At 50.7% G+C, this 23,881-nt stretch carries 22 protein-coding genes; 17 read left to right on the top strand and 5 right to left on the bottom strand.

The features are described 5' to 3' along the window. Positions 1-229: 229 nt before the first annotated feature. On the bottom strand, positions 230-823 hold the full coding sequence (locus PsAD37_RS19055) for a DUF6653 family protein (protein WP_208991975.1): 594 nt from the start codon (positions 821-823) through the stop codon (positions 230-232). A 63-nt stretch (positions 824-886) separates the two neighbouring features. Next, positions 887-2,695, bottom strand: a complete 1,809-nt coding sequence (locus tag PsAD37_RS19050) for an alpha/beta hydrolase (protein WP_063297483.1) — start codon at positions 2,693-2,695, stop codon at positions 887-889. A 539-nt stretch (positions 2,696-3,234) separates the two neighbouring features. Here PsAD37_RS19050 and PsAD37_RS19045 point away from each other — a divergent pair. The 7 genes from PsAD37_RS19045 (at position 3,235) to PsAD37_RS27750 (ending at position 10,467) form a co-directional block, all read left to right on the top strand. Continuing rightward, a complete protein-coding gene (locus PsAD37_RS19045; RefSeq protein ID WP_208991974.1) occupies positions 3,235-3,564 on the top strand; it encodes a hypothetical protein in 330 nt (109 codons plus the stop codon). Positions 3,565-3,881: 317 nt separating this feature from the next. Beyond that, positions 3,882-5,093, top strand: a complete 1,212-nt coding sequence (locus PsAD37_RS19040) for an LL-diaminopimelate aminotransferase (RefSeq protein WP_057464398.1) — start codon at positions 3,882-3,884, stop codon at positions 5,091-5,093. A 31-nt stretch (positions 5,094-5,124) separates the two neighbouring features. Next, on the top strand, positions 5,125-6,450 hold the full coding sequence (locus PsAD37_RS19035) for a homoserine dehydrogenase (RefSeq protein WP_063297482.1): 1,326 nt from the start codon (positions 5,125-5,127) through the stop codon (positions 6,448-6,450). 46 nt (positions 6,451-6,496) lie between these two features. Beyond that, positions 6,497-7,492, top strand: coding sequence for a class II fructose-bisphosphatase (gene glpX / locus PsAD37_RS19030; RefSeq protein ID WP_063297481.1), 996 nt, complete (start codon positions 6,497-6,499; stop codon positions 7,490-7,492). 96 nt (positions 7,493-7,588) lie between these two features. Further along, on the top strand, positions 7,589-9,421 hold the full coding sequence (gene recJ, locus PsAD37_RS19025) for a single-stranded-DNA-specific exonuclease RecJ (protein ID WP_063297480.1): 1,833 nt from the start codon (positions 7,589-7,591) through the stop codon (positions 9,419-9,421). Between the two features lie 69 nt (positions 9,422-9,490). Further along, a complete protein-coding gene (locus PsAD37_RS19020; RefSeq protein ID WP_063297479.1) occupies positions 9,491-9,964 on the top strand; it encodes a GNAT family N-acetyltransferase in 474 nt (157 codons plus the stop codon). Then, entirely contained in the window at positions 9,964-10,467 is a 504-nt protein-coding gene (locus PsAD37_RS27750) for a GNAT family N-acetyltransferase (protein ID WP_084407954.1), read from the top strand. Before PsAD37_RS19020 ends, PsAD37_RS27750 begins: the two co-directional genes overlap by 1 nt. Here the strand turns inward: PsAD37_RS27750 and PsAD37_RS19015 are convergent. Continuing rightward, the gene (locus PsAD37_RS19015) at positions 10,392-10,856 is read right to left on the bottom strand and encodes a GNAT family N-acetyltransferase (RefSeq protein ID WP_063297478.1); all 465 of its coding nucleotides are present in this window, start codon (positions 10,854-10,856) and stop codon (positions 10,392-10,394) included. The genes PsAD37_RS27750 and PsAD37_RS19015 overlap by 76 nt on opposite strands. A 177-nt stretch (positions 10,857-11,033) precedes the next feature. On the opposite strand from PsAD37_RS19015, the gene PsAD37_RS19010 reads away from it, so the two are divergent. Further along, the gene (locus tag PsAD37_RS19010; protein ID WP_063297477.1) at positions 11,034-11,453 is read left to right on the top strand and encodes a DUF423 domain-containing protein; all 420 of its coding nucleotides are present in this window, start codon (positions 11,034-11,036) and stop codon (positions 11,451-11,453) included. A gap of 80 nt (positions 11,454-11,533) precedes the next feature. Here the strand turns inward: PsAD37_RS19010 and PsAD37_RS19005 are convergent, their stop codons facing one another. Continuing rightward, positions 11,534-13,582 carry a M3 family metallopeptidase gene (locus PsAD37_RS19005; protein WP_063297476.1) on the bottom strand — a complete coding sequence of 683 codons (2,049 nt, stop codon included), beginning with the start codon at positions 13,580-13,582 and terminating at the stop codon, positions 11,534-11,536. Between the two features lie 218 nt (positions 13,583-13,800). Then, complete coding sequence (locus tag PsAD37_RS19000; RefSeq protein WP_208991973.1) at positions 13,801-14,352, bottom strand: CAP domain-containing protein; 552 nt, start codon at positions 14,350-14,352, stop codon at positions 13,801-13,803. A 319-nt stretch (positions 14,353-14,671) separates the two neighbouring features. Between PsAD37_RS19000 and PsAD37_RS18995 the strand changes: the two genes are divergently transcribed. The 9 genes from PsAD37_RS18995 to PsAD37_RS28435 all read left to right on the top strand — a co-directional run bounded on the left by PsAD37_RS18995 (position 14,672) and on the right by PsAD37_RS28435 (position 23,758). Next, positions 14,672-16,414 carry a glycosyltransferase family 39 protein gene (locus tag PsAD37_RS18995; RefSeq protein ID WP_208991972.1) on the top strand — a complete coding sequence of 581 codons (1,743 nt, stop codon included), beginning with the start codon at positions 14,672-14,674 and terminating at the stop codon, positions 16,412-16,414. Then, the gene (locus tag PsAD37_RS18990; RefSeq protein WP_063297475.1) at positions 16,414-17,478 is read left to right on the top strand and encodes a phosphatase PAP2 family protein; all 1,065 of its coding nucleotides are present in this window, start codon (positions 16,414-16,416) and stop codon (positions 17,476-17,478) included. The genes PsAD37_RS18995 and PsAD37_RS18990 overlap by 1 nt, the downstream gene beginning before the upstream one ends. Positions 17,479-17,531: 53 nt before the next feature. Beyond that, a complete protein-coding gene (locus PsAD37_RS18985; protein ID WP_063297474.1) occupies positions 17,532-18,308 on the top strand; it encodes a glycosyltransferase family 2 protein in 777 nt (258 codons plus the stop codon). Next, positions 18,308-18,625 carry a lipid-A-disaccharide synthase N-terminal domain-containing protein gene (locus tag PsAD37_RS18980; RefSeq protein WP_063297473.1) on the top strand — a complete coding sequence of 106 codons (318 nt, stop codon included), beginning with the start codon at positions 18,308-18,310 and terminating at the stop codon, positions 18,623-18,625. The genes PsAD37_RS18985 and PsAD37_RS18980 overlap by 1 nt, the downstream gene beginning before the upstream one ends. 579 nt (positions 18,626-19,204) lie before the next feature. Further along, on the top strand, positions 19,205-20,227 hold the full coding sequence (locus PsAD37_RS18975) for an amino acid ABC transporter substrate-binding protein (RefSeq protein WP_063297472.1): 1,023 nt from the start codon (positions 19,205-19,207) through the stop codon (positions 20,225-20,227). 84 nt (positions 20,228-20,311) lie between these two features. Beyond that, positions 20,312-21,514, top strand: coding sequence for an amino acid ABC transporter permease (locus PsAD37_RS18970; RefSeq protein ID WP_063297471.1), 1,203 nt, complete (start codon positions 20,312-20,314; stop codon positions 21,512-21,514). A gap of 1 nt (position 21,515) precedes the next feature. Next, the gene (locus PsAD37_RS18965; protein ID WP_063297470.1) at positions 21,516-22,634 is read left to right on the top strand and encodes an amino acid ABC transporter permease; all 1,119 of its coding nucleotides are present in this window, start codon (positions 21,516-21,518) and stop codon (positions 22,632-22,634) included. Positions 22,635-22,673: 39 nt separating this feature from the next. After that, positions 22,674-23,471: an amino acid ABC transporter ATP-binding protein gene (locus tag PsAD37_RS18960; protein ID WP_063297469.1), complete on the top strand. Its 798-nt coding sequence runs from the start codon at positions 22,674-22,676 to the stop codon at positions 23,469-23,471. Between the two features lie 134 nt (positions 23,472-23,605). Then, positions 23,606-23,758, top strand: coding sequence for a hypothetical protein (locus tag PsAD37_RS28435; RefSeq protein WP_193778303.1), 153 nt, complete (start codon positions 23,606-23,608; stop codon positions 23,756-23,758). Positions 23,759-23,881: the final 123 nt, after the last annotated feature.

Below are 23,881 nucleotides of genomic sequence, written 5' to 3'. Positions count from 1 at the left end.
CGCTTCTCATCGTCACTCCAGCGCCGTCCTTGGCTTTCTATCATCATCAAAGTCCATGCAGATAAAACTACACGTACGATAGAGCAGCAAAGCTAGAATCGTCAGGTCGGGTTCGCCGGACGCTTACCGCTCCGGAGCAGATTACTGGTTTGTTTCAGAGCCGGGACGACTGTCTTCCGTTTCTGCAAAGCCAGACGGTTATGGTACGCCCTTGTTGACTGAATGAGACTCAGCTCGCTTTTGCTTTCAGGCTGTTGTCGTTGACTGGAATGTTTCGCCAGCTCTTGTAGAGCGGATGGGCATTTTTCATATGCTCGAAGACTTTCACCATCACAAACAGTGAGGTGAATTTTGCGAGGTAAGCGAGGATGCCACCCGTAAGCATAAGCGGAAGATTGTTGGTGCTTGCTGCCCAGATCGCTGTGCCTACTGCGATTAGCCCGATGACAAGAAGAGCGAGTGCTTTTTGATGATAAGGGGCTGGAACTGGAACAAACATCCGGTTCAGCCACATTCTCTCACCCAATATTGCCTTTTGCAGCCAGGTTTGTGCGCCAATTGCTTTTTTGCCGAAGGGGGGAATGACCCAAACCCATGCAACAGCTGCAAGTGAAAGGGCCAATGCCCAGAACCAGCCGAGTGCTGGTTGATACCACAGAGGTGCAAGTAAGGCAGGAAGCACAAGGAGCCTGACCAAGAGGTTTTTAGGTTTGTTCATGCGCGTAAGGGCAGCGCTTTGTGTGTTTAGGTGCCGAACATGTCGAGGATCCCAGCCGCCGATCTTCCGCGGTTGCATTTGTGATAGCTTAGGATCTCCTGCCACGTTGTCCTCCATTCATTCCGTGAGAACAAGCGTGGCCTCGGGAAGACTCACTGCGTGTTCTCTTTATATGCGCACCTTAACATAACTGCCTGGTGCGTCTTCCAAAATTTTTGTGCGGCGTGCGCCCGGTTTGCGTGCTTTTACCTGATTATCATCCTGAGATGTAATCCATTTTTGCCAGTGTGGCCACCATGATCCCGGTGTTTCAGATGCATCTTGCATCCAGTTTTCCAGAGCGCCCTCTGGCTTACTTCCTGTCCAGTACTGGTATTTCTCTTTGGATGGCGGGTTGACGACGCCAGCAATGTGGCCTGAGCCACTCAGAACGTACTCTACGGGACCACCAAAACATCCGCAGCCTTTAAATACGGATTTTGCAGGTGCAATGTGGTCTTCTTTTGTTGCCAGATTATAGATCGGGATTTGGACATCGCTCAGATCGAGGTTTTGCCCGGCCAGTTCCATTTCGCCTTTCGCAAGTGCGTTCTTCTGATAGCAATTGCGCAGGTAGTAGGAGTGGTTGGCTGCCGGCATGCGCGTACTGTCTGCGTTCCAATAGAGCAGGTCAAACGGGAATGGATCTTTACCGCGCAGGTAATTGTTGACCACATAAGGCCAAATCAAGTCGTTCGAGCGTAGCATGTTAAACGCCGTCGCCATTTTGGAGCCGTCCAGGTATCCTTTCTCACCCATGCGGTGTTCAAGAATTTCGATCTGCTCTTCGTCCACAAACACTTTCAGGTCGCCTGCATATGTGAAATCAACCTGAGTGGTCAGGAAGGTCGCAGATGCGATGCGATCTTGCTCGCCGATTTTTGCCAGGTAGGAGAGGGTGGCGGCCAGCAAAGTGCCGCCGACGCAGTAGCCAATGGCGTTGACGGTCGTCTGCTGGGTGGTTTTGCGAATGCGTTCCAGAGAGTTGAGAATGCCGTCGCGCATATAGTGCTCAAAGCTTTTTTGAGCTTGTGTTTCATCCGGATTGATCCATGAAACAACAAAGACGGTATGGCCCTGATCAACAGCCCATCTGATAAAGGATTTTTCCTTGTTGAGGTCGAGGATGTAGTACTTGTTGATCCAGGGCGGAACAATGAGTAGCGGACGTTTGAGAACTGTTTCTGTCGTTGGTGTGTATTGGATCAGCTGGCAGACATCGTTCTGCTCTACGATCTTGCCGGGTGTGACGGCGACGTTCACGCCAACTTCAAACTTATCCGGGTCAGTCTGGCGGATGCGCAAGTCACCGTGACCGGCTTTGATATCTTCCGCGAGCAGCTTCATGCCCTTCACCAGATTGCCAGCGTTGGACGACATGGTCTCGCGCAGTAGCTCCGGGTTGGTGAGGATGAAGTTGGACGGCGACATGGCATTGGAGATTTGCTTTATGTAAAAGCCCGCCTTATGGCGCGTGTGATCATCCAGTTCATCGGCGCCTTCTGCAAGTTCTTCAGCCCAGTTGCTCGTTTGCAAGTACATCTGCTTGATGAAGTCGAAGAAGTTGTTGTCGTCCCACTGGCTATCTTTAAAGCGCTTGTCGGTGTTGGTGGGGACAACGATTGGTTCTCTTTCCTCTCCAGCCATGCGCTGGAGCGTGGAGTTCCAGATGTTCATATATCCAGACCAGAGCTTGGTTTGAGCTTCTATGGCGCGGGAAGGGTCTTTCATCCAATAATTGCCGACCTCAGCGAGTGTCTTTACCACTGCGTTGAGTTCTTCGGTGCCACCGGATGCTGCTTCGCCTTTTTCGCGAGGCTCCAGATAGGCTGCCAGAGCCTTGCCGCCATTTTCGGCGATCTCGGAGAGGTTCTTGGCAAACTCCTCAGGATTATTGAGGATGTACTGCAACATTGGATTGGTGTCTTCACCGGTCATTTGCCTGCTCAGTCCTCGTATCTGGTGTCTGATTAATACTCGCCAGACCCAATAGTATTTGGTGTGCGTGATCGTGCTCAAAAATATGCCACATACACTCATGCGTAATGGGGCGGTGTCTTAGCCTACAAAAACGGCATAATGAGTATATCCCTAAGAATTTTGACAGGCACGTGAAAATCCATGCTGATTGTCTTAGTCCTTAGGTGGATTCTTAGTAGGTATTTAGCAAGTAAAGTGCTCTTGCGGAACTGTGAGAAGTTTTGGGTTATTCTTAAGTTTTATGGATGAGTTCAACTCTTGAGGAAAACTCGGAATACTCCGAATTCTAATAGTATTTCTTCTTAATATTTATCGGTTATGGTTTGAGTATATCGTGTTCTGTGTTCAGTAAATGACAACTGCCCTAGAGTAATAAATTATGTGTTGTTAACAGGGTAATATATGTGGACTACGGATGACGCAACTGCTAAGTGCATTTTTAATAAAGTCATGTGCGCTGCTTTTGTGTCGTCATCAGATAAAACGCGAGGTTCCAGATGTTGCTTAAGTTTCAACGAGTTTGCTGTGCAGTTGTGCTGGCAGGTTTTGTTGGCGGTTGTGCATTTGGCGAATCTTTGACGGTTTACGAGGCCATCGAAAAAGGCAACGGCGCAAAGCAGACTGGTGTGGCTGAACTGCCGCCAGAAGTTTCCAGCGATTTGCTTTCCCCAGAACAGCGTGCGGCTTCTGAAGCCAATCTGCTTGCAATCTCCTCTGAGAGTAAGCGCAGGGCAGGTCTTGGTGAGAGCTTTGAGTCCAGTGCCGAACAGCTAAAAACGATTGCTGGTGAGCAGGCTGGGCAATCTCAGGATGTGCAGGCGCAATAATCTTTCGCCGCATTTTTCATGTGGCGAATGCACCTTTAGTTGTGCATTTTGTGTGAAAGTCGTCTAATTTCTCAAGTTGAAATTGTAGATCCCGTTGTTAGCCGCAGAATTCTGCGGCTTTTTCTTTGGATTTAAAGTTTCACATCTTCTTTGAAAACTTTAAAAAAATGTCGGTTTTATCCCTCATGAATGATGCGAAAAATGTTCGCACCTGCTAAAAGGCCGTGGAAACTTGGCTGAAATGACTCGGGACCAAGTTTGAACAGAAATCAAAATATAGCTTGAAACGCTAAACTGAAGAAAGTGAGGCTCGCGTCATGGACGACTTTCACAAGACACGCCGGCTCCCGCCCTATGTCTTTGAACAGGTCAATCGTCTGAAAGCCAAAGCGCGAGCGGCAGGCGCCGATATTATCGACATGGGTATGGGCAACCCTGATTTGCCTACTCCGCAACATATTGTCGATAAGCTGGTGGAGACTGTTCAGAACCCGCGCACACATCGCTATTCCGCATCCAAAGGGATCCCGGGATTGCGTAAGGCACAGGCTGGCTATTATGAGCGTCGCTTTGGTGTAAAGCTAAACCCAGATACGCAAGTTGTTGCGACACTGGGGTCTAAGGAAGGGTTTGCCAACATGGCTCAGGCGATTACCGCGCCGGGCGATGTGGTGCTTGTCCCTAATCCATCCTATCCAATTCATGCATTTGGCTTCCTGATGGCAGGTGGTTCACTGCGGTCTATCCCGGCAACTCCGGGTCCTGAGCTGTTTGAGGCTCTGGAGCGGGCTGTGGTCCATTCCATTCCGAAGCCAATTGCAATTATTCTGTGCTTCCCAGCGAACCCGACAGCAAGTGTTGCTGATCTGGATTTCTATCGCGATGTGGTTGCCTTTGCGCGTAAGCACGAAATCTATGTGCTTTCCGATCTGGCGTACTCCGAAATCTACTTTGGTGACGTTCCTCCTCCGAGCATCCTGCAGGTAGAGGGGGCAATGGATATTGCTGTTGAGTTTACCTCTTTGTCCAAAACCTTCTCTATGCCGGGGTGGCGTATGGGCTTTGCAGTTGGTAATGAACGTCTGATTGCGGCTCTTGCTCGCGTGAAGTCCTATCTGGATTATGGTGCGTTCACTCCAATTCAGGTGGCAGCTGCGTCTGCGCTGAACGGATCAGATGACTGCATTCGTGAAACTCGCGAGATCTATAAGAAGCGCCGTGATGTGTTGATCGACTCATTTGGACGCGCTGGTTGGGATATTCCTGCTCCGGAAGCATCTATGTTTGCCTGGGCTCCAATTCCAGACCAGTTCAAACATCTAGGGTCTTTGGAGTTCTCCAAGCTGCTTATTGAAAAGGCAGATGTGGCGGTTGCTCCGGGAATCGGCTTTGGTGAACACGGTGAAGGTTTTGTACGTATCGGTCTGGTTGAAAACGAACAGCGTATCAGACAGGCCGCACGTGGCATTCGGAAGTTTTTTGAAGACGCGGGCAGCAATTCTGAGGAATTGAGCAAATCGGGCGCTTAGGCGCCCGCCCACCTACAGATACTGGGTATTTATGACTGATATTTTGAAAGTTGGCGTTGCTGGTCTAGGAACCGTCGGTGCTTCGTTGGTGCGTATCCTCGAGGCCAAGGCGAATGTTCTTGCCAATCGATGTGGCCGACCTATCAAAGTAGTGGCTGTGAGTGCTCGCAGCCGCTCTAAAGATCGTGGTGTTAATCTGGATGGATTGACCTGGTTTGAAAATCCCGTTGAACTTGCCAAGTTCGACGGGATTGATGTTTTTGTGGAGCTGATTGGTGGTGAAGACGGTCCGGCTGAGGTGAGTGTTCGCACTGCGCTAGAAACCGGTAAGCATGTCGTCACAGCCAACAAAGCGCTCTTGGCGAAGCACGCGGTTGCGTTCTCTCACCTTGCAGAAGCCAAAGGTGTGAGCCTCAACTATGAGGCCGCTGCCGCAGGTGGTATTCCAATCATCAAGACCATGCGTGAGAGCCTTGCGGGCAATGATGTGTCCCGCGTTTACGGCATCATGAACGGCACTTGTAACTACATCCTCACGCGGATGGAGCAGGAAGGCTTGTCGTTTGCTGAGTGTCTTGCTGATGCGCAGCGCCTTGGTTATGCGGAGGCTGATCCAACCTTTGACATCGAAGGTTTTGATACCGCACACAAGCTTGCTCTGCTGACCAGCCTTGCGTTTGGCTGTGAAGTGAATGCAGATGCGATCTATGTGGAAGGGATCACTTCCATTACGACTGCTGATATTCGCGCTGCGGATGAGCTGGGTTACCGGATCAAACTGCTGGGTGTTGCTCAGCGTACTGATACGGGGATCGAGCAGCGCGTGCACCCGACTATGGTGCCGAAATCTTCTGCAATCGCCCGCATTGATGGTGTGTTGAATGCCGTTGCTGTTGATGGTGATGCGGTTGGTGAAGTGGTGCTGGTTGGTCCGGGTGCTGGCGGTGATGCAACAGCATCCTCTGTGATCTCCGATCTGGTCGATATTGCACGTGATGTTTCTCTGCCGGTGTTTAGTCAGTCTGCGACAACACTTGCAGATTATGTTCCAGCGCGTATGCGAGCGCATGAAGGTGGTTACTATATTCGTCTGGCTGTGTTGGACGTAGCCGGTACTTTTGCCACAATTGCGCGCTGTATGGCGGACAAAGGGATCTCACTTGAGTCTATTGTCCAACGTGGACCGCATTCCAGAAATGATAAGGATGGTGTAAGCGATCCTGCAGCACCGCGAAGTGTTATCCTTATCACGCATGAGACCACTGAACTGGCTGTGCGCGAAGCTCTGGATGCGATTGCTGCTGAAAAAGTAACTTCTGGTAAGCCTCAGATGTTACGAATTGAGAACCTGAAATAATACTTCCTCACGTTTAACGTGAAAACAGGACACCCGAGAGGTTTAAATGGCGGATAGTCATCAGGACGCAACTGACGTTCTTGACCGTATTCTGACACTGGAACTTGCACGCGTTACGGAACGTGCTGCTGTATCTGCAGCACGTCTTCGTGGACGGGGCGATGAAAAGGCAGCTGACCAGGCTGCTGTGGACGCAATGCGCCGCGAACTGAACCAGCTGCCAATCGACGGTACTGTCGTGATTGGTGAAGGGGAACGTGATGAAGCGCCAATGCTCTACATTGGCGAAAAGGTTGGCACCAAAGACGGGCCAAAGGTTGATATCGCACTTGATCCGCTGGAAGGTACCACGATCTGTGCGAAGAACATGCCAAACTCCATTGCTGTTATCGCGCTGGCACCAGAAGGCGGTTTGCTGAACGCACCTGACAGCTACATGGATAAGATCGCGATTGGTCCGGGGTATCCTGAGGGTACCATCGATCTGGATCGCCCAATTCAGGAAAACCTTACAGCTGTTGCGAAAGCAAAGGGCTGTGAAGTGAAAGACGTAACCGTCTGTGTGCTGGACCGTCCGCGTCACGCCAAGCTGATTGACGACATCCGGGCTACCGGTGCTTCTATCTTCCTGATTGGTGATGGTGATGTTGCAGGCATCATTTATACCACTGACCCTGAAGAGACCGGTATCGATCTTTATGTTGGTATTGGTGGTGCACCTGAGGGTGTTCTGGCTGCTGCAGCTCTGCGCTGTATTGGTGGTCAGATGCAGGGCCGTCTGGTGATCACTCGCGAAGAGCAGGTTGAACGCGCAGGCCGCATGGGTATTGACGACATCAATCGCAAATACACCATGGAAGAAATGGCTGGCGGAGACGTTCTGTTCGCTGCGACCGGTGTGACAACTGGTAACTTCCTGAAGGGTGTGAAGCTGGGCCGTGATAACATCACCACCCACACTGTTGTGATGCGCTCTACGACCGGTACTGTTCGTTTCATTGAAGCGAAACATACCCAATTGGAAAAATTCCATCTGGATTGATTTAGCGCTTCCTTCAAGCTAGATAAATAGAGTGGGCGGGTGTGTTGAGCACTCGCCCCTTTTGCTTTTATACGAGAATCCGGGCAGTTTCTTTCTATGGTTATGACGTTGGATGCATCCAGTGCCGAGCGACGTGTCGTTCTTGGTGTCAAAAAGTCTTTGAGCGCACGTATGTGGCGTGAGCGACTTGATGATCAGGGGCTCTCACAAGCACTTGCCATTGCGCAAAGAACCGACCTGCCTGAAGTGGTTGGCCGTGTGCTTGCCGGGCGCAATGTGGCGTTGGAAGAGGCTTCGGGGTTCTTAAATCCTTCCCTTAAAGATCTGATGCCGGATCCTTCTAAACTGGTGGATATGGATAAGGCCTGCGCACGCGTTGCAGATGCGCTGCAGACGGGCGTTAAGATTGCGATCTTCGGGGACTACGATGTTGATGGGGCAACGTCCTCTGCTTTGCTCAAGCGCTACCTGATGCAGCTTGGAGCGGAGCCGGATGTTTATATCCCGGATCGCATCATTGATGGCTACGGGCCAAATCCAACGGCGATCAACCAGCTTCATGCAGGTGGGGCACGGTTGCTAGTCACAGTAGACTGCGGTTCAACCTCGTTTGAAGCGTTTGATGAAGCCAAGCGGATCGGATTGGAAGTGGTGGTTTTGGACCACCATCAGGTGGATGAAAGTTTTCCGGAGGTTCATGCGCTGGTGAATGCCAACCGGCAGGATGACTTGTCTGGACAAGGCCATCTGGCGGCTGTGGGCGTCACCTTCCTGTTTCTTGTGGGGCTGAACCGTGAGCTGCGTCGCCGGGGAGCGTTTGCTCAGCGTGCAGAGCCGCGCCTTATGGATTTACTAGATCTTGTTGCTCTTGGAACGATTTGTGATGTGGTGCCGCTTAAGGGGCTGAACCGTGCTTATGTGGTGCAGGGTCTTAAAGTGATGGCACGGCGTGAGAATGTCGGGCTGTCGTGCCTTGCTGATATTTCCCGGTTGAGCGGAAAGCCGACGCCGTACCATCTGGGCTACATGCTTGGGCCGCGTATCAATGCGGGCGGACGTATTGGCGATTCAGCTCTTGGCATGAAACTGCTTTCCTCTGATGATCGGGCTGAGGGTGAGCGCATTGCAGCGACGCTGGAACGGCTTAATCAGGAACGTCAGGCCATGGAAGCTGTGATGCTGGAAGAGGGCGAGGGGCAGGCGTTCCAGAAAATGGAAGTAACTGTTCCTCCTGCCGTGCTTTTGACGGGAGCAGACGGCTGGCATCCGGGTGTTGTTGGGCTCATCGCTTCGCGGTTGAAGGAGCGTTACCGCCGGCCTGCTTTTGCAATGGCATTTAATGAAAAGGGTTTGGGGACTGGCTCAGGCCGTTCAATCATTGGTGTTGATCTGGGTTCTGCGGTTCGTGCAGCTGTTGAGGCGGGGTTGCTCGTCAAAGGCGGTGGGCACGCGATGGCGGCAGGGCTTACCATTGAAAAAGAAAAAGTGCCTGAGTTTGAGGCTTTCCTGACAGAGCAACTGAGTGAAGATGTGGAGCAGGCCTCTGCTGATCATGAACTCACCATTGATGGTGTGCTGACACCTGCCGGCGCGAATCTGAGCTTGCTGGATATACTGGAACAGGCAGGACCTTATGGTGCTTCGCACGCAGAACCTGTCTTTGCCTTGCCATCTGTGCCGATCAAATTTTCCAAGGTGGTTGGGCAAGGTCATGTGAGTGTGACGCTTGGCGGCAATGAGGGAACGAACCTGAAGGCGATTGCCTTTAAAGCCGAAGATCAGCCTCACGGGAAGGCGCTCTTACAAGCCCGCGGCAAGCCCCTCCATATTGCTGGTAGTTTGAGTGTTGATACCTGGCAGGGACAAGCGAAACCATCCTTACGCATTATTGATGTTGCAGACCCGACCAGAGGGCAATACGGAGCATAAGTCCGGGCTCATTGGATTGCGTCAGCTTGCGTGAAATGTTTAATCTTCTCTATCTAAGGAGGCCTGAACTTGAATATTATCAGGGCCAGAGCGCAGCATATTTCGGAAATGAACAAGGTTATCCTCTCAGCGAAAGGCCATTGGGGCTATTCGCAGGAGATGATGGATGTCTGGCTGCCTGATCTGATTGTTGATGAGGCTGTTCTGGCAAGCAGGCATTTCTGGGTCTTGGAAACAGAGGGCCGGATTGCTGGTGTATTCTCAATTTCCGTTGATGCAGAGCAGCGCTGTGAGCTTGAAGATTTTTGGGTCTTGCCGGACTTGATGGGCAAGGGAGCCGGGCGGATTATGTTTGGTTTCATACAGAACTGGCTGCAAGCTCAGCAGATGTCAGAGCTGGTGATTGTCTCTGATCCTCACGCCAAAGGGTTTTATGAGCGTATGGGAGCGGAGGAAGTTGGGTATCAACCTTCCCTTCCTGAAGGGCGAAAACTAACTGTCATGCGATATGTTTTAGAACCAAGACCACCAAGGACTGTATGATGAACTTTCGCAGGTATCAAACAGCTGATTACGATGCATGCCTTGAGATCTTTAAGAGAAACGTTCCCAAGTATTTCATGGAGACTGAGCTGGAAGAATACAGCCAGGATCTGGAAAGGCTTGATGATCCGTACTTTGTCGTTGAGCGAGATGGAGTGATTGTTGCTGCTGACGGGTATTGCCTGAACGCTAAAGGGGTTGGGCTGACTTGGGGAATGGTGCGCCGTGAACTCCACAGTCAGGGAATTGGCAGGAAGCTCGTGCAATTCCGACTTGCGCGTATTGCGGAAGACTATCCGGATCAGGCAGTTTACATCGATACCTCGCAGCATACATGTCCGTTCTATGAGAGAATGGGGTTTGTCGCTGAGTCCATTGAGACGGATGGCTATGGGCCCGGGCTGCATAAGGTGCTGATGACGCGGCTTCAGCTTAATTGCTTGCGGAAAATATCTACCCCATTCACATCGTCTTCAATGCACTGCCAGCCCAAACCTTCATAAAACCCGCGAAGGCTTAGTTTTGCGAAGAGATAGAGGTGTGGAGTGCCATCGTTTAAAGCGAGTGCCTCCAGTTCTTTTGTGAGTCGGGAGCCGATGCCTTTGCCTTGATGCTCTGGGGCGACCCATAGGGATGCCAGCCATGGTGAGTACTGCGGGTGCTTGCTCATATCTGATTGCACCAACATGACCATGCCAAGGAACTCGGTCTGGTCGTGTGCAATCAATGTTGTGGGCATGGATTCTTTGTTGAGGCTGGTGCGGAGTTCCTCATAAACATCTTCAATCGGGTGACCTTCCTCTTCCCACCACTCCAACCACATGCCTTTTGCTGCTGGCTCGAGGAACTGAGGAACATCAGCTAGTTTCGAGATACTCAGAGATTCGTGCATCGTCTTCCTCTATACAGTTTGAAGAACTATATCTCAGTGGCAACTTTCGTCAGCTATTAAACATCATGGAGTGCTGCTGAGGTTTTTTGCAAACTTTACTGGCTATCCTATATGCAGTTGATGCGTGTTTGTGTTTCGCGCAGAATGTGATTTGGAATTGAGATTTAAGGAGCAGCTATGCCGGACAGTGCAAGTGAAGCGGCGCCCGCTGACCAGCCTCGGATTAGACTTGGTCAAGGGCTTGGTCTTGGATTGGCGCTTGGCGGGTTTTGCGGTGTTATCGCTATTTTGACTTCAGCGGCAAGCTCGCATGCAGTCGATAACCAGTATCTTGGTATTATCTCTCAAATCACGATGATGCATGCAGCGGCTTTCGTCGGCTTGGGGGTTACTCACGGGATTACAGGCTCAAAGGGCATTGCATTTGCCATGCTGTTGCTGTTTGCCGGTGTTGGTTTGTTCTGTGGTGATCTGGCTCAGCGCTTGTTTGTCGGTGAGAAGCTCTTCGACTTTGCGGCCCCGACGGGTGGCATGCTGATGATCCTAGGCTGGCTGTTTGTTTTCTTAAGTGGTCTCAGCCGGATGATGAGAGGCTAGCCTTTTCCTTTTGAGTTCTCATAATAAAGGGCGAACCAACTGGTCCGCCCTTTTTGCTATCTGTCTTGGGCGACTGATGTTTAGTTGACCAGCCCGCGACCTTTGAGAAGCGGCTCAATGGATGGCAGTTTACCGCGGAAATCCATATAAGCTTTTGCTGGGTCTTGAGACCCGCCTGCTGCGTAGATGAACTTTTCCAGTTTGGCTGCTGTATTCGTGTCAAACGCATCGCCCGTTTCTTCAAAGGCTTCAAACGCATCGGCATCCATCACTTCTGACCAAAGGTAGCTGTAGTAACCCGCAGAGTATCCGTCTCCCGCGAAAGCGTGGAGGAGGTGTGGAATGCGGTGACGCATGATGATCTCTTTCGGCATACCGATACCGTTGAGGATCTTCTTTTCCACCTGAGCCGGATCGAGATCGTCGAGCTTATCTTCTTTATGGATTGCCATATCGACCAGAGCAGTTGCCAGATACTCAACCGTTGCAAAGCCTTGGTTGAAGTTGGCGGCTGCCAGCAGACGCTCCAGAAGCTCTTCGGGAATGACTTCGCCGCTCTGGTAGTGGCGGGCATACTTTTTCAGGACTTCCGGTTGATCCAGCCAATGCTCAAAGAGCTGGGATGGCAACTCCACAAAGTCCCGTGCCACGCTGGTGCCGGAAACAAGTGGGTGTGTCACGTTGGACATGAGGCCGTGGAGGCCGTGACCAAATTCGTGGAACAGAGTGCGGGCATCATCAAAGGTGAGCAGGGTTGGCTCACCCTCTGGTGCTTTTGAGAAGTTCATCACGTTGACGATGATTGGACGGACGTCACCTTTCAGCTTCTGCTGTGAGCGGAAGGCGCTCATCCATGCACCGGAACGCTTTGAAGCGCGGGCGAAGTAGTCGCCGATGAGGATGCCGAGATGGTCACCGTTTTTGTCAAAGACCTCAAAGACACGCACATCCGGATGATAGACGTCTTGCCCCTTCAGCTCTTTGAAAGTGAGGCCAAACAAACGGGTTGCGGTATAAAAGGCCGCTTCGATCATCTGATCCAGCTGGAAGTACGGCTTGATCTCAGCTTCATCAAGATCATGCTTGGCGCTGCGGACCTTCTCTGAATAGTAACGCCAGTCCCACGGAGCGATCTCGATGTTGTCGCCCTCAGATTGCGCCATATCCTGCAGGTCAGCAGCTTCTTCCAATGCGCGTGCTTTGGCTGGTCCCCAGACATTGGAGAGCAGGTCATCCACTGCACTTGTGTTTTTTGCCATGACATCATCCAGCTTGAATGCTGCAAAGCTCTCGAAGCCAAGGAGTTTGGCTTTCTCATTGCGGAGCTGCACTGTCTCACGGACGATGGTTGAGTTGTTTGTTTCACCGGGATTATCACCGCGGCTTGCCCAGGCATTGAAGGCTTCCTCACGCAAATCGCGGCGTTTGGAGAACTGCAGGAACGGTTCAATAGAAGAGCGGGAGAGGGTGATGGCGTATTTGCCCGGTTCTCCGCGTTCGTCAGCAGCAGCACTTGCGGCTTTTACAAGGAACTCCGGCAAACCTTCCAGATCGCTTTCATTTTCCAAAACGAGTTTGTAGGAGGCTTCATCGGCCAGAACGTTTTGCGCGAAGTTGGTGCCAAGTGTCGCTAGGCGCTCATTGATTTCCGCGATACGGGTTTTGCCATTGGCGTCCAGACCGGCACCTGCACGATGGAAAATAGTGTAATAACGCTCCAACACACGGTCCTGTTCAGATGTCAGGTTCAACGTGTCCTGCTTTGCCATCAGCGTTTCAATGCGCTTGAAGAGGGTAGGGTTCAAATACTTCTTAGTGCTGTAGGCCGCCAGTTTTGGTGAAACATTGCGCTCAACTTGCTGGAGGGTTTCATTGGTGTCTGCAGAGGAAAGGTTAAAGAATACGCTTGCGACCTGCTCCAGAGCGTCTTCGGACAGCTCCAATGCTGCGATGGTGTTTTTAAAAGTTGGTTCTTCAGAATTTTGAGCAATGCGATTGATGTTGTCTTCGCCTGCCTTAAAGGCCTCTTCAAATGCGCCCTCAAAGTCTTCCGGCTTGATCTGTGCGAACGGGGGAAGTCCAAACGGGGTTTTCCAGTCTTGCAGAAGAACCTTTGCGGTCTCGCTCATATTAAATCTCCGATGAAATTCAAAATTCAGACTGGGCTCAAGTCTGCTTAAGAGGAGAGCCAGACTGCTTTCAATCAATTGATGGACGCGTATTCCCTCAAGGAGGCAATGCCTCTTCATGGGAATGCGCGCAGGAGGTGTGAATATGGGTGCTATTTGCAACTGCGTAAAGGAAGCGGGGCGAAAATTCCCCTAATCAGTTCTCGACGCAAGGGAAGTTACTGGACCGGGAAGGGCAGTGAGACTGTGGTGAAACCTGTTGCCGTCACTGGCTTTTGAGGGGCAGCGAGTGTCATGACCCAGAAATTCCGGTAGGTGCCGTCTGCTCGGTTGGTGCGTGCAATGCCCATATGGGTGACGTTTTTGTTGAGCAGGTTTTTGTTGTGATCGGGAGAGGTTTTCCAGCCCGTCATTGCAGCCGAAATGTTCGCGTAGCCTGCGCCCAGATTTTCTGCGCCTGCAAAGGATTTATATCCGTCGGTCTGGGTGCGACTGATGAGACTGGAAGAAGAATGGCGTCTGGTTTTGAGCGAATCCAGGCGGGCGATGTGATCGGCCATATCCTGCGAGACTTCGCTGAGGTGCGGGTCCAGTTTGATCGGCGGCAGGGAATGCTTCGCCCGCCATGCATTGGTCTGGCGCAATGCTTCGTTTTTGTTGATCGCAATCTGAGACAACTCAACCTTTGAAGTCTCCATCCCCAAGCCAGCGCAGCCAGCAAGCGTTCCTGCCAGCAGCAAGGCTGCCGTCGCCTTTAATTCCAAACGCACGTGTATAATCCCGAAATGCCCGATTAGTTCCCCTCATCTTAGGCATGAAATTGGGCCGAAACTGTACCGCTCGCGAATAATCCACGTAATTCCCAAGCAGATTTTTGATTTTGATCGTCCTTAGAAGGTGCGGTCTTGGTGCTTCAGGTGCTCTTCAGCTTTCCGACCCAGGGTGCAACTTATGGATTTAGGCCCACCGTGCATTTGAGTGGGGAGTTTTGGGGAATGTGTTCCAGATGGTCAGCTGCGTATTGTTCTCAGGGAGCAACAGGCTCTTAGCCTGTGTTTTTTCGGGAGTTTGGAGAACTTTAGGGCGGTTATGTCTGCGCAAATGAATCTTGCAATGTCTGTGACTGGGGATGAGATTGAGAGGCCAGAGCACCAGGTTCTCTGGCTTCGTATGGCAGGGCGCGACTGGTTGGCTCCGATTATTCTTCTGCTTTTATGTCTGTGCTTGTATCTGCCAGGGTTGATGTCCGTTCCTCCGCTTGATCGTGATGAGCCGAGGTTTGCTCAGGCCTCCAAACAAATGATGGAGACAGGCAACTATGTTTCCATCCACTATCAAGAGCTGGCACGAAACAAAAAACCTATCGGAATTTACTGGGCACAAGTGGGTGCTGCCAAACTGTTGGGATATGGAGAGCATGCCCCCATCTGGATCTATCGCCTCCCTTCTGTCATTGGCGCAATTGCAGCTGTGTTGCTGACGTATTGGGCTGGGCGAGCATTCTTCCGGGAGCAGGAGGCCTTTTTAGGTGCACTGCTTGTTGCATTAGGTCTCATTTTAAATGTTGAAGCGCATTTGGCAAAAACGGATGCGGTGCTTTTGGCTTGTGTGATGTTGTCTCAAGGAGCGTTGGCTCGTGTCTGGATGGCACAACAGAGTAAAGCGCTCTGGACATATGCCATGTTTTTTTGGTTTGGGTTGGCGCTGGGCACTCTTATCAAGGGGCCGATTATTCTAATGGTATGCGGCCTAACCATCCTGTCTTTATCGGTTTGGGAAAGGCGTGTTTCGTGGTTGGGAGGATTAGCTCCAATCTCCGGTTTTCTGCTGTTTCTTGCATTGGTTACACCATGGCTGGTTGCTATTTACATTGAGACAAATGGTGCCTTCTTCCGAGACGCTCTTGGTGCAGATCTTTGGGGTAAAGTGGGAACAGGGCGAGAGTCCCACGGTGCTCCACCACTCACACACCTCTTAATCAGTTTCGTAATTTTCTGGCCAATCCCTTCTTTTCTCCTTGTGATTTTTAAGGGTATTAGGCAAGAATTGAATCAAATTTGTTATAGATTCTTGTTGTGTTGGCTGATCCCGTCGTGGATCATATTTGAATTGGCTTCAACGAAACTGCCTCACTACACATTGCCGATGATGCCAGCACTGGCGTTGCTGGCGGCGGGTGTGTTGACGACTGACAGGGCAAAGCAGGCCGGCATTTACTGGCGATACGCCTCTGCGTTTTTATTCCTGCTGGTTCCGCTGGGCATTTTTATTGCTGTTGTTGTTGGACCTTTGTTGCTTGATCTCTGGCCGTCTCCTCCCGGTGTTGTGCTGTGTGGGTTGGCTGTCATTGCTGCGTTATCAGCCATTCGTAAACTGATTGCGGGAGAACTCGTCGGGGCATTGCCGACGGTGTGGGCTTCCGCATTGCTGATGTTTGTCGGCTTCTGGGCTTTTTCTGGTCCAGCCCTGTCGACCATCTGGATTTCCAGCCGTCTCGCCGAAGCTGTTGAGCAGCTGCCGGGATGTGAGCGGAAAGAAGTTGCAACAGCAGGTTTTTATGAGCCCAGCTTCGTATTTTTGCAGGGCACGCAAACAAAGCTACTTGGTGCAGAAGCTGCAGCGCGTTTTCTGGCGGATGGAAGCCAGAGAACCGGAGTGTCTAAAGGGACCTGCAGAATTGTACTGGTGGAAGGACGGCAGCTGGATCGGTTTGATGCGGAAGCTCTTCGGTTGGGGATGAAGACTTCGGAAGTATCAACTGTATTTGGCCTGAATATCAATGGCGGTAAAGCATTGCTGTTACATATTTTTTCTGCGAGCGGGGCGACGTGATGATTAATGACGGCTCCATAGATACCTTAGAACGTCCAGCTCAGGACGTGGATCAAACAAGAGATAAATCCTGCGAGGCTCAGCCTCTCAAACAGGAAGTAAGTCGTGCAACGCCTTATGAGAAAAGCTATAAGGAAGATGCTCCGCGGGAAGAGAGTTCCACTCCTTCAATTGGAGAGCGTCTGATTGAGGCCTTACGAGTTGCTGGCAATAATGCGAGACAGCATTTTGGACAAACCTCAGCAATTTTGAAAAACCGAAGAGCGCGGAGCTCTGTTGCAGCCGCTGCTCTCCCTCCACTTTTGAAGCCACAAAATATTGCGGCCTTATTGATTGGGCTATGCGGTCTGGCAATGGTCTTTCTGGACCATAGTAGCCCGATTTGGGCCCGGAAACTGCCTGTTGCCTATCATGATATTTTCGAGGTCATTACAGATGTCGGCAAGTCCGACTGGATCCTGTTCCCGACTGGACTATGGATTCTAGCAATGATTTTTGGCGGCTGGCAGCGCCTCCCGTTTCGTAGAAAGATGGCAGTGTCGTATCTGACGATATACGGGAGTTATCTGTTCTTTGTTGTCGCTGTCAGCGGGCTGCTGGCCATTGTTCTGAAATGGAATATCGGGCGTGCCCGACCAACCCTTTTTGATGAAATGGGGCCAATGTATTTCGACTTTTTCGCGTGGGAGGCAAAGCTTTCAAGCCTTCCAAGCGGGCATTCGACAACAGCTGGTGCTCTGATCGTTGCTTTAGCATTGATTGCCCCCAGACTTCGGTGGCTGCTTGCTGTTGTTGGGCTTTGGATTGCTGCCAGTAGAGTGATTGTAGGAGCTCATTATCCTAGTGATGTTGTCGCTGGCATTATCATAGGTGGGGCATTTTCTTATTGCTGTGCCCGCTGGATGGCTCGTCGGCGGATCGGGTTTTCATTTGATGATAAAGGCGGTGTGCAACCGGTCATGAGCAGTATCTCTGCGGCTTTATGTTTGAGGTCCTGGCGGGCAGCGCGATCTGACAGTTTTTCTCCCGTACAAAAACAATCGGAGACACTCCGGGCTGATTGAGGTCATTGTCCTTAGCCTGAGCGGAGTTCCGTCTCAGGGTAGGGGTAACTGGAATGACCAAGAGTGCCGGTGTGAATGAGATTGACGTTAGCGTCGTTATCCCTGCGAAGAATGAGAGAGATAATCTTCCTCCCTTGCTGGATGAGATTGCGGAAGCTCTGAAGGACTACAGATTTGAAGCCATTGTGGTTGATGATGGCTCTACTGACGATAGTCTTGAGGTGTTGCGGTGCTATGCGTTGGAGCACGGCTTTTTGCGGCTGATCCATCATAAACGGTCTGGTGGGCAGAGTTGTTCTGTGCGTACAGGATTATTGCACGCGCGGGGCACATATATCGCCACGATTGACGGCGATGGGCAGAATAATCCGATCTATTATCGTGAAATGCTTGAGGCGATGGAGAAGGGGGGCGCGCGTGTTGGTCTTGCAGCCGGGCAGCGACTGGGGCGAAAAGCCAGCCTCTTCAAACGTTACGCTTCCAAAGCGGCTAATAAGCTGCGTGGTGCAATCCTGCAAGACAATACGCGAGATAGCGGATGTGGTCTCAAGTTGTTGCGGCGTGATGTGTTCTTGAAACTGCCGTATTTTGACAGCTGGCACCGGTTTTTGCCGGCCCTTGTTATCCGTGAAGGATTCGAGGTGGTTCATGTGGATGTGGTCGACCGTGAGCGCGAGCACGGTGTCTCCAAATATGGGATCTTTGACCGGGCGCTTATTGGGGTTCTTGATCTGTTTGGTGTGTGGTGGTTGCGTCGACGTCGAAAAGTCATTCCCGAGGTGGTGATGGTGACAGATTCGGATGTGTCTCCTGCTAAGGAGGACCATTGATGTTCTCGGGTTTGTATGACTGGCTTTATGATGTTTTCGTCGCTCAATTGGATTTCTGGGTTCTTTGGGGATTTGTCGCGCAATTCATGTTCATGATGCGCTTTATGATCCAATGGATTGCCTCTGAGCGGGTGGGGCGGTCCATTGTTCCAGTAGCTTTCTGGTTCTTCTCAATAGGGGGTGGATCGCTCCTTTTGACTTACGCTATCGTCAAGAAGGATCCGGTTTTTATTGCGGGACAGGGCCTCGGATTGATCATTTATTTCCGAAATCTATGTCTTATCTACAAGGAAAAACGCAAGGACCCGAATTTCTAGGCGATTTATCCGCAATAAATGCAATCTGAATACACGAGTATAGCTGAACGCTATTTGCCCATAGGGAAGATAGACTTCCTTGTGGGATTTTCGTAAAATTGCGTATTATTTGTGCAGTGGGATTGTAAAGGTTAGTGTGAAATTCGTATTTTTGAAGAAAATTGCTCAGATTATGCGGTCAGTTTTTAAGGTTAGTTTTTTCATTGCGCTTGTAGTCTAAGTAATATTTCCTCTCTATTTCAGTATTGTTTGGATTAATTTGTTTGCTGGTGTATACATAACTATATTTTGCAATTTTGATTAATGGTTAAAGCGCGTGCAGCTGAGATATAAATTGCATAGAAACTTTGCAATCGTTGATGAATAGCACCTCGTAGACTAACTTATTAATAAAAACCTCTTGACGTTTTTAGAGAAATATCATCGAATGCTTAGCGAGGAGTGGTTGAAGCCAATAGGGGGGCTTTAAGGACATGCGCTGACATGTCTGTCTTGGGTGTTTTTCTTAGAGGAGGAGAACGGCCTGCTACTTCCGGTGATGAATTTTAAAATTGGACAAGAAAAAGAGGCTCCAATTCTATGAAAAAAATGATCCTTCCAGTTGCGCTGGGTGCAGCGTTCGCAGCGACTGCTCTGTCTGCAGCTTCTGCCGGCACTCTCGAAGACGTGAAAGAGCGCGGTAAGCTGCGCTGCGCGGTTTCCACTGGTCTTGCAGGCTTTTCTTACACCGACGAAAACGGCAAATGGCAGGGCTTTGACGTTGACTATTGCCGTGCAGTAGCTGCTGCTGTTCTTGGTGATCCGGATGCAGTTGATTTCTCACCAACCACTGGTAAGACCCGCTTTACTGCGCTGGCTTCCGGTGAAGTGGATATCCTGTCCCGTAACACCACATGGACGTTCTCCCGTGATGCAGACCTGAAGTTCACCTTCCTTGGTGTGAGCTACTACGATGGTCAGGGATTCATGGTGAAGAAGTCTCTTGGTGTTGCTTCTGCTAAAGAGCTAGACGGTGCAACTGTTTGTATCCAGACTGGTACAACAACAGAGCTGAACCTGTCTGACTACTTCTCAGCTGAAGGCATGTCTTACGAGCCGCTGTCCATTGAGACAAACACTGAAGGTCGACAGAACTACCTTGCAGACGCTTGTGATGTGTATACCACCGATGCTTCTGGTCTGGCTGCTTCCCGTGCGACATTCGAGAATGCGGACGACCATATCGTTCTTCCTGAAATCATCTCCAAAGAGCCTCTCGGTCCGCTCGTCCGTCATGGTGACGATCAGTGGGCAGACATTGGCCGCTGGGTTCTGAATGCAATGAAGATTGCGGAAGAAAAAGGCATCACCGCTGCAAACGCGGATGACATGGCCGCAACTTCCAAAGATCCAGAAGTTAAGCGTCTGCTTGGTGCTTCCGGTGAAATGGGTGCATCCCTTGGTCTGGGTAACGACTTCGCTCTCGTAGCTATCAAATCCGTTGGTAACTACGGCGAAATGTTCGAACGTCACCTCGGCACACAGACCAAAGTTAATCTGGCTCGTGGTTTGAATGCGACATGGACCGAAGGTGGTCTGCAGTACGCACCTCCATTCCGTTGATCTGATTGAGATCTTACAAAAGGGGCGCTGTTGCAAGATGACAGCGCCCTTTTTTCTAAGCATAATAAATAAGGCGGGCTACTTATGAGCACTTCAACCGTACCAGCCGATAATAGCTTCCAGTTTTCGCAACTGTGGCGAGATGCTCGATACAGATCTTATACGATCCAGATTATCGCGCTTATCGTTGCTCTGTCTGTTGTGATGATGCTCATCGGCAATGCTGTCGAGAACCTTGAAGCACTTGGCAAAGATTTCAATTTCGGTTTCTTATTTGAGCCAGCAGGCTATGACATTGGTCAGATGCTGGTAGAATATACATCCGCTTCAGGACACTGGAAAGCGGCACTTGTTGGCTTGCTCAACACACTGCTGGTTGCCTTCCTGGCTTGCGTGACTGCAACACTCATCGGCGTTTTTGTCGGTGTTCTGCGTCTCTCCAATAACTGGGTCGTCTCCCGCTTGATGGCGGTTTACATTGAAGGCGTTCGTAACGTGCCGCTGCTGCTGCAGATTCTGGCATGGTACGCTGTCTTCATTCATGTGTTTCCAACCCCCAAGCAGGCTGTCAAAGCACCAGTTATTGAAGGGGCGGTTTATGCAACAAACCGTGGTTTTTATGTTCCTGGACTGACCTTCGATGGTGGCTACCAGATTGTCGTTGCAGTTTTGCTCGCTTCCATCTGCGGCATTTTTGTATTCCGTCGTTGGGCGCGTCAGCGTCAGGAAGCGACTGGTCAGATTCTGCCCGTAGGCTACATCAGTCTTGGTATTTTGATTGTACCAGCCGTTTTGGCTTACTTTGCGTCTGGTATGCCGATTGGCCTTGATTACCCTGTTGCCGGACGCTTTAATCTGAAGGGTGGCCTTAAAGTTGGTACTCCGCTTATCGCTCTGTGGTTTGCGCTTTCCATCTACTCTGCAGCTTTTGTTGCGGAAATTGTTCGCGCAGGAATCATGGCGATCAGTAAAGGACAGACGGAAGCGGCGTATGCTCTTGGCCTTCGTCCTAAACGGACCATGAGCCTTGTTGTGCTGCCGCAGTCCTTGCGCATTATCATTCCACCAATGATCTCCAACTACCTGAACATCACCAAGAACTCATCCTTGGCGATTGCAGTTGGTTACATGGATCTGACTGGCACACTGGGCGGTATTACACTGAACCAGACTGGCCGTGAGATGGAGTGCATGTTGCTTCTGATGGCAACATATTTGTTGATCTCGCTGTCTATTTCAGCAGTCATGAATTTTTACAATGAATCCGTAAAGCTGAAGGGGCGCTAACATGAGTGAAAATAATTTCGCCTTTGTCTCGACCTCTGAAAAGCCTCAGTTGCCACCTCCCCAGGGTACAACTGGTGCCGTCGGCTGGATCCGTGAAAACCTGTTCTCGTCGCCGCTCAACACTATTTTGACGCTGCTCTCAATCTTTGCAGTGTATTCAACCGTGCCGGGTGTAGTCAATTGGGCGTTTGTGGACTCTGTCTGGAATGCCAACTCTCTGGATGAATGCCGGGCACTGACAGACAATGGTGCTTGTTGGGCCGTTATTCGTGAGCGTTATCATCAGTTCCTGTTTGGTTTTTACCCGAGCGAGCTGTATTGGCGTCCGATTTTGGCTTTCGTGCTGCTGTTCTTAGCTCTTGTACCAGCCCTTTGGGATGGTATGCCAAAGCGCAGTACAGCGTTGATGGCTTCTATGGCATACCCATTTGTGGCGTTTTGGCTGATTTGGGGTGGCTTTGGTCTTGAGCCGGTTTCCTCCACTAAGCTGGGCGGATTGCTGCTGACCATGATTATCGGTGTCTCCGGTATTTCGTTCTCGCTTCCGATCGGTATCGTTCTTGCGCTGTCTCGCAGTTCCAATCTGCCTATTGTGAAGTCTCTGGCGATTATCTTCATCGAGTTCATTCGCGGGGTGCCGTTGATCACCTTGCTGTTTGTTGCGCATGTTCTGCTCAACTACTTCCTGCCAAAGGGCGTGAATTTCGACATCGTGCTGCGTGTTGTCATTATGGTGACCTTCTTTGCCAGTGCTTATATGGCAGAAGTTATTCGCGGTGGTCTGGCTGCATTGCCAAAGGGGCAGTATGAAGCTGCGGATGCATTGGGTCTTGGATATTGGCAGAGCATGCGTTTGATTATTCTGCCGCAGGCGCTCAAGATTTCCATCCCAGGTATCGTGAATACCTTTATTGGCTTGTTCAAAGACACCACACTGGTTTTGATTATTGGCCTTATGGATCCTCTCGGATTGGTTGCGCCAACGCTCGCTGACCAACGTTGGAATGGTATTTTTGTTGAACTTTATGCGTTTATCGCGTTCATGTTCTTTATCTTCTGCTTTGCAATGTCCCGATATTCGATGTATTTGGAACGCAAACTGCATACCGGCCATCGCTAGTCGCCTGGCGCAAGCCAAGAGAAACTCGGAGAAATAAAAATGAGTGACGCAAATCTCGCTGATGTTCAGGCGGACCGCTCAAAAATGCAGATTTCTGATACCGATGTGGCTATCGAAATCAACGGCATGAATAAATGGTATGGTGACTTTCATGTTCTGCGCGACATTAACCTGAAGGTTATGCGCGGCGAGCGGATTGTTATCTGTGGTCCATCGGGTTCTGGAAAGTCCACTATGATCCGCTGTATCAACCGTCTTGAAGAGCATCAGAAGGGCCGTATCGTTGTCGACGGTATTGAGCTGACTTCTGATCTCAAGAAGATTGATGAGATCCGCCGTGAAGTCGGTATGTGCTTCCAGCACTTCAACCTTTTTCCGCATCTGACCATTTTGGAGAACTGTACGCTGGCTCCAATCTGGGTTCGCAAGATGCCTAAGAAGCAGGCTGAAGAAGTTGCGATGCATTACCTTGAGCGCGTGAAGATCCCTGAGCAGGCCAACAAGTATCCAGGTCAGCTTTCCGGTGGTCAGCAGCAGCGTGTGGCAATTGCCCGTTCGCTGTGCATGAACCCGAAGGTTATGCTGTTTGATGAGCCGACATCCGCACTTGACCCTGAGATGATCAAGGAAGTTCTGGACGTGATGATCGGTCTGGCGGAAGAGGGTATGACCATGCTTTGTGTGACCCACGAAATGGGCTTTGCCCGTAAAGTGGCAAACCGCGTGATCTTTATGGATCAGGGGCAGATTGTTGAGCAGAATGAGCCAGAGCCATTCTTCACCAATCCGCAGCATGAACGTACTCAGCTGTTCCTCTCCCAGATCCTCAATCACTGATCTGGACAGAGTTCTCAATTCAAAGCCTCGCTGTTTCAGCGGGGCTTTTTTCTTGTCTACTGTCTGCCGTTTTCACAGTTTGCCCCTCGCCACGTCTTTCCTTGCAGAGCATTGCTCTCAACAAGGAAAACAAAATGGCAGACTTTGATCTTTATGCTGGTATCGTCCAGCACTCCCCGAAATCCTGTGGTGCTTACTGTGTGAATGCGGCTCTTGCGCAACTTGGCTTTATGCCTAAGGCGACGGACGTAAATACGCTCAATGCGGCTGATCTTACCAAAGGCTAGAGCTTGTCGCGTTTAATCGGTCATGTATCCAGCTGTTTTGAAGAAGTTGTTGCACTCTTGCTTTGTGAAGAGGTCGCAGACTTGGCCTACGGCCTGCCACAGTGCTTGATAACTTCTTGCTGC

Source organism: Pseudovibrio sp. Ad37 (assembly GCF_001623075.1).
Classification (GTDB): Bacteria; Pseudomonadota; Alphaproteobacteria; order Rhizobiales; family Stappiaceae; genus Pseudovibrio.
This window is presented reverse-complemented; position numbering and strand designations above follow the sequence as displayed.